Annotated in this window: 1 protein-coding gene; it reads right to left on the reverse strand. The window is 66.5% G+C overall.

What is annotated here, in order from left to right; all coding sequences use genetic code 11:
- Nucleotides 1-42 precede the first annotated feature (42 nt).
- Nucleotides 43-6,870: a filamentous hemagglutinin N-terminal domain-containing protein gene (locus tag HB681_RS16750; protein WP_213955973.1), complete on the reverse strand. Its 6,828-nt coding sequence runs from the start codon at nt 6,868-6,870 to the stop codon at nt 43-45.
- Nucleotides 6,871-6,958: the final 88 nt, after the last annotated feature.

Consider the following 6,958-nt stretch of genomic DNA (forward strand, 5'->3'; position numbering starts at 1 on the left):
TTAGAATCCTGTGTACTTGATTCAAGTTACGTGCCCCATCTGTCAAAAATCCGAGCACCCGTTGCGCTTACCGTCACTCACGCAACTCAGCAAGTTCGGCCGTGAACGCACGCGCGTCCATTCGGCGCCCAGCACGTCGCCTTGCTGCGTGACGCGGTCCCCGTCGAGCGACCCTGTCGCAAAGCAGATCGGCGGCGGGCCGAGGTTGCGATCGAAGGTGTAGGTGTTGGTGTCTTCCCGCACCACGTCGGGTGGGGCAGGTGGCGCGAGGTCCAGCACCAGCGAGCCCGGGATGAAGTTGATCGCGTAGCCCTCTTCAGACGTGAACTTGCCATTGATGGCATAGCGTCCTGCAGGGCTGCCGGGGGTGGCCGGCGTGGACAGTGCGCCCTTTATCCCGACACCCGTGTCGCCAAGGATCAAGCCGCTCTCGCCATAGGTCATCGCCGGGAAGGTTTGACCCGCGAACGTCCGCAGGTCGGCAGCGGTCAGTGTGAGGACGGGCTGCTGCGTGTAGATGAAGTGGTCGTCGTTGTTGGAGACAGACACGCCGCACGCGCCCCCGTAGCTGCAGTGGTAGAGGTTGGGCAGGCGCCCCGAACCGGCCAATCCGCCGCGCGTCTCGCCTTCCCACGACTGGGCCCACACCCGCCACGTGCCCCCGGTGATGGCGCTGCCGCTGGTGTTCTGCAAGCGCCCGGCCGTGACCAGGTCGGCCGAGGTCGCGCTGTTGACCTTGCCCGCGAGCGTCATGTCGCCATCGAGGTTGCGCACGCGCACCGTGTCGGCCGACACGCCGGCAACGGTGAGCGCACCCGCATTGGCAAAGTCGAAGCGGCCCGCTGCTCTGCCGGCCACGGTACCGACCTGGTTCGCAGGGTTGTCGAGCAGCACGTCGCCGGTGTCGGAGCTTGCCTGCAGCGAGGCGGCCACGATGGCCTGCGGCGGCGACGTCGGCGCGAGCAGCGACCTGTCGGCCTTTCCGGTCTTGTCGTCTCCTGCGGTGGCTTTGCCGAGACCTCCGCTGTCCGAGGCTTGCGTGACGCTGCCATTGGCGTGCAGGCCGGCGGCGCTGGTCGCGCTGACGTTTCCAGCCAGCATCAGGTCGCCGTGCATCGCGTTGACGTTCAGGTCTGTGGCGGTCAGTCCGCTGCCCGACATGGACTGCTGCGCGTCTGCGACGTTGACCGCGCCGACGGTCAGCGCACCGGCATTCGTGAAGTCGAAGCGACCAGCGGCGCCGCCGGCAACGGCGCTCGTACTGACGCCCGCCGCGTTCAAGCTCACGTCACCGCCGCGCGCGGTGGCCAGCAAGCCATTCGTCACGGTCAGCGTGCCTGTCGATGACTGCGCGATGCCGTTGCCATCGATCGAGAGATCCGTCGCGCTTACAGGTGCATTCAACGCAAGGTTGCCGACGCCGCCGGCTTGCAGGATGGCGGTGCTGGCCGAGGCGACGGGGGCACTGATGTCCAGGTCACCGCCGCTGGTACGAACGCGCACAGCATTGCCCGTCACGCCGCGGCCGGTTTCGAGCAACGGCGCGGCTGGGCCAGCCGGGAGTACGGCAAGTTGTGCCAGCACGCTGACCGGGCCGATCGCCAGCGAGTCGGCGTCGGTGTAGTCGAAGCGCCCCGCTGCGCTGCCGGCAAGCGCAGCGGCGTGATTGACACCTGCGCTCAGGTTCACATCCCCTGTGGTCGAGCGCACCAGCAGGCCTCCTGCAGTGATGCCACCTGCCGCCGTCTGGCTGATGCTGCCATTGGCCAGCAACGCCAGGTTGGCAGGATCGGTCGCGGCGTTGAGGCTGAGGTTGCCGGCGCTGCTCTGGAGCACGGCGTTGGTCCTGGCCGTGACGGCCTGGTCGACCGAGAAATCGCCCGTGAGCGCACGCACGCGCAGCGCGTCGGCGGTGATCCCATTCGCCGATGTCGGCTGCTGCGTGTCGGCCACGGTCACCGCGCCGATGCTCAGCGAACCGGTGTTGTCGAAGTCGAAGCGGCCCGTCGCACCGCCCGCGACCGTCCCGACCTTGTTGACCGCCGTCGTCAATGCAACGTCGCCATTGCGTGCATTGGCGATCAATCCACTGCCGACCGACAGGCTCCCCGTCGTCGCCTGGTCGATGCTGGCTGCATCCAGCGCAAGGTTGCTGGCACTCACCGATGCGTTCAATGCGAGATTGCCGAAGCCGCCGGCTTGCAGGATGGCCGTGCTGGCAGACGTGACGGCGACATTGACATCCAGATCGCCTCCGCTGGTACGAACGCGCACCGCGTTGCCCGTCACGCCGCTGCCGGGTTCAAACAGCGGCGCGGCTGGGCCGGCCCGGAGCAAGGCGGGTTGTGCCAGCACGCTGACCGGGCCGATCGCCAGCGAGTCGGCGTCGGTGTAGTCGAAGCGCCCCGCTGCGCTGCCGGCAAGCGTGTCGGCGTGATTGACGCCGGCGCTCAGATTCACATCGCCTGTGGTCGAGCGCACCAGCAGACCGCCTGCAGTGATGCCACCTGCCGCCGTCTGGCTGATGCTGCCATTGGCCAGCAACGCCAGGTTGGCAGGATCGGTCGCGGCGTTGAGGCTCAGGTTGCCGGCGTTGCTCTGGAGCACGGCGTTGCTCCTGGCCGTGACGGCCTGATCGACCGAGAAATCGCCCGTGAGCGCACGCACGCGCAGCGCGTCGGCGGTGATCCCATTCGCCGATGTCGGCTGCTGCGTGTCGGCCACGGTCACCGCGCCGATGCTCAGCGAACCGGTGTTGTCGAAGTCGAAGCGGCCCGTCGCACCGCCCGCGACCGTCCCGACCTTGTTGACCGCCGTCGTCAATGCAACGTCGCCATTGCGTGCATTGGCGATCAATCCACTGCCGACCGACAGGCTCCCCGTCGTCGCCTGGTCGATGCTGGCTGCATCCAGCGCAAGGTTGCTGGCACTCACCGGTGCGTTCAATGCGAGGCTGCCAGAACCACCTGCTTGAAGAATGCCTGTGGCGGTGACGACGACATCGGAATCGACGCTCAACGCGCCCTCGACCGTACGCACCCGCACGGCATTGGCCGCCAGGCCATCGGCCGAGAAGAACTGCTGCTGCGGCCCCGGGCCGACGATCGAGAGTTCCGTTGGCGTGTCGGTGCCACGTCCCACCTGCACGCCGACCTGGTCGATCGACAGCGGGTCGGCGTTGGTGAAGTCGAAACGCCCGCCCGCGACGCCGCCCACCGCATTGACGTGGTTCGTTGCCGCACTGAGGTTCACGTCGCCTGTGTTCGCTTCTGCCACAAGAACGTTGGCCGTGATGCCACCCGCGCTTGCCTGGTTGATGTTCCCGAGCGCCGCCAATCCCACGCCGGGCGCATTGACCGGCGCGTTCAGGTTCAGGTCGCCCGTGGAGGCCACGAGCATCGCGCTGGTGCCTCCGGTGACGGCTTGGCCGACGGTGAGACCACTCCCCTGTGCCAGTACATCTACGATGTCCGCGCTGATCCCGTTGCCGACGATGGGCTGCTGTGGATCGCTGCTGGCCACTTTGCCGATGGTGACGGCGCCCGCGCCGGAGAAGTCGAAGCGATTGGTTGCGCTGCCGGCGACGGTGAGGACGTTGTTGGTGGCCGCGTTGAGCGTCACGCTGCCGTTCTGGGCAATGGCCAGCACGCGGTCGGACGTGATGCCGCCGGCTGAGCCTTGGGCGATGCCATTCGCGCCCAGCAACGACACGTCGTTGGCCACCACCGGAGCGGCAAGGACCACGCTTCCCCCGCTGCTGCGCACGACCGCGGCGCCCCCGGCGGTCACGCCTGCAATCTGCGCCCGCGTGCCGTCGGCGAGCGTGTAGCCGACCGTGCCCACGCTCAATGTGCCGGTGTTGGTGAATTCGAGATTGGCCGCGACGTTGGCCGCCAACGTGTTCACTGCATTGCCGGGGTTCGTCAACACCACGTTATTGGCTGCACGCAGAAGGGCCGGCGAGAAGACCGCAAGGCTGTCCGCCGTAATGCTCCCCGTTTGCGTGATGGTGCCGCCGGCCCCTCCGATCAGTGCGAGCGAGCCCCCATTGAGGTTCATGTCGCTATTCACCTGGAGGCTGCCGAACGGCCCTGTCTGAAAGGTGAGATTGCGCGGCGCTGGCAATGTGATCGGGCCAACGACCTGGACGCCGGTGACTCCGGGATTCGCTCCGTCTTGCGAGCCGAACGAGATGTTCGGCGCGGCCAGCTGGTTCAATTCGGCTTGCGAGATGACGAAGGTATCGGTGCGATCGGCGCCCCCAAGCGTGATGAAACCATCGGCCTGGTTGCGCCGCACGTGGATGGCGCCAGATTCGCTTCTGACCGGCGCGCCGATGTCGATTGCGTCGACGGTCGACTGCGATTGAGCCGAGAGGGTGATATTGCCCGACTTCGTCGTCACCGCCGGGGGCGTTACGCCCCGCGCATCTGGCACGAGGGTGATGCCAGCTATCGGTACCGAGTCCGAAGTCACCGTTCCGGTAATGGCGACATTGCCGGTGGTAGTGCTGATGCTGCTGCCATTCTCGGTCCGGACGCCGCCGATGCCGACGGCGTTCTCGCCAGTCGGTTGGCGGCCAGTTCCGCGGAGGCTGACAGAGCCGCTGCCCGAACTGATTTGGAAGTTGTTGAGTTCCAGGCCGTATTCGGTGGCGATAGGGACTGGAGGGGGAGCGAAAACAAGAACGGCAATGCCGGTGATGGGACCTCCGGTATCGCCGGGAATGGTCGGCGGTGGCGGTGGCGGTGGCGGTGTGAAGCGGCTTCCAGTGCCATCCAGGCTGACCTGCCCGCCGTCGGTCGTGATGCGACCGTTCGACAAGGTGATACCCGCCGCGCCACCCGAATCGCCCTTCATGGTGACGGATCCGGTGCTGGCCGCGATGTCGACACCGGCCATCAGGATGCCAGGGCCGGTTGACGAAGTGCCCGTCCACGCGACGTTTCCTTCACTGGTCGTGATGCTGCCTCCCGTCATCGAAATACCTGCGCCGCTTCCCGAAGTTCCCACCCACCCGACGTTTCCGCCATTGGTTGTGATTGTCCCGCCCGTCATCGAAATACCCGCGCCGAATGCCGAAGTGCCCGAAAAATCGACGCCTCCGCCGTTTGTCGCGATGCTGCCGTCCGTCATCGAAATACCCCCGGCGCGAGATGACGAGGCCGTCAACTGGACATGCCCGCGGTTGGTCCCGATCTCGCCGCCGTAATTGATTGAGCCACCCCCGAACTTCAGGTCCGTCGTGGCCATGTTGACGTTCAGCAGTGCGCCGCCGCTCGACTTGATGGAAGTGCTGGCTGGAAACTCAATGTTGTTGTTCGCAATGAACTGCAGCGTCCGCCCCTGTGAACCGGCATAGTCGATCGCCGCGTTAGGCTGAAAAGTAATGTTTCCGGCCGCGTTCGCGGTGTTGCCCGTGGTGATCGTCACATCGTTGTTGACCAAGGCAGCGGCTATGTCGAAGGCAAAGACATCTGAGTCCACTGCAGGGCCGGCCGGCGGGAATGGATCGGCGGGCTGGTAGGTGCAAGCGCTTGCGCCACAGGGGAACTCTCCCCCGACAAAGGTGCCCGGCCAAATCGTGATGTTGCCCGGATCCAGCAGCCACTCGCCCACCTTCCCTGTGGCCGCGCTGGTGTCGACCTTCAAGCCCCCAAGATCGACGCTTCCCCCCGAGGTTTCGACAAACCCGCCATTGCCCCCGTTCGGGCCGCCACGCGCACTGATCGGCCCGCGCGCCTGCAGCGTGCCGTCGCCAAACACCCCCACCTTGCCCCCATCCCCCTTGTCCATCGCATCACTGCGCATGCTCGAAGTCGCCAGCACCACCGCCGCATCGCTCGCATGCACCCGGATGCTCCCGCCCCCGGCGCTGCCGCTCGCATCGATCAGCGCGCCCTCATCCACCAGCACCCGTCCGCCATCGACACTGACGCTCCCGCCCTTCAGCCCCGCCTGCGCGCCGGTCGCATCGAGCGTGCCGGCCACACGCACATCGTTGCCGCTGCCGCCGCCCAGGATGATCTCGCCGTTGCGCTCGACCAGCGAGTGCGCCTGCACGGTGCCCTGCTGGTTCACCACCCACTGCGACGGCGTGCTGCCCACGGCCAGCATGGCCACGCGTCCGCCGTCGGCCGTGAGCGTGGCGCCCGCCGCGTTCTCTGCCAAAGCGTTGGTCGCCTTCACGTCGGTCGACACACGAAAGGTGGTGAGTCCGTCGCCCGCGAAATCGATCGCGACCTGCCGGCCCGAGACCAGGCCGATGGTTCCGCTGGCCACGTTGATGTCGCCCTCGTTGCGCACCGTCTCGCCCATCAGTGCCACGGTGCCGCCCTTGCTCGCATGGATGCTGCCCGCATTGACGACACTCGCATGATTTCCATCGGCGCGCTCGAACACCAGTTGCTTGCCTGCCATGAAGTTGTCGTTGCCGATGTCGAGCGTGGACGCCACGAGACCGCCCGTGTTGACGACCGATCCCTTGCTGAACAGCACCCCGTTCGGGTTGACCAGGAACACCTGCCCGTTGGCATTGAGCCGACCAGCGATGGTGGACGCATCGGGCCCCACCACGCGATTGAGCAGCACGCTCGCCGGTCCCGGCTGCGCGATGTTGACGATGCCGCCCGCGCCGATGGAAAAGCTGTTCCATTGCGCCATCGCACGGACCGTGGACTGCATGATGTTCATCGTGCCGATGCCCGGCTGGCTCATGGTGACCCCGCCTCCGATCGCCTTGAAGCCGGTGGGCAGCGTCTGTGCAAACGCGGGCGCAAGACCCGCGGCCAGCAGGCAGACGACGATCGGTCTCAGGCGGACCCCACGGGCATCGCAACCGCGGCGGAACACATCGAGGCGAGTGGTCATGGGATGCCTGCCTTTCGGTGAGGGTCAGAAACTCTTCTGCGCCTGCACGAAGAGCCGCGGGTTGTGCCCGCCGCCGTCGGTGATGGCG

The organism is Variovorax sp. dw_954, from assembly GCF_018449755.1.
Lineage (GTDB): Bacteria > Pseudomonadota > Gammaproteobacteria > Burkholderiales > Burkholderiaceae_C > Variovorax.

Coding starts and splice junctions, on each gene's coding strand:
- HB681_RS16750 (WP_213955973.1), bottom strand. CDS start 6,870: ATGACCACTCGCCTCGATGTGTTCCGCCGCGGTTGCGATGCCCGTGGG.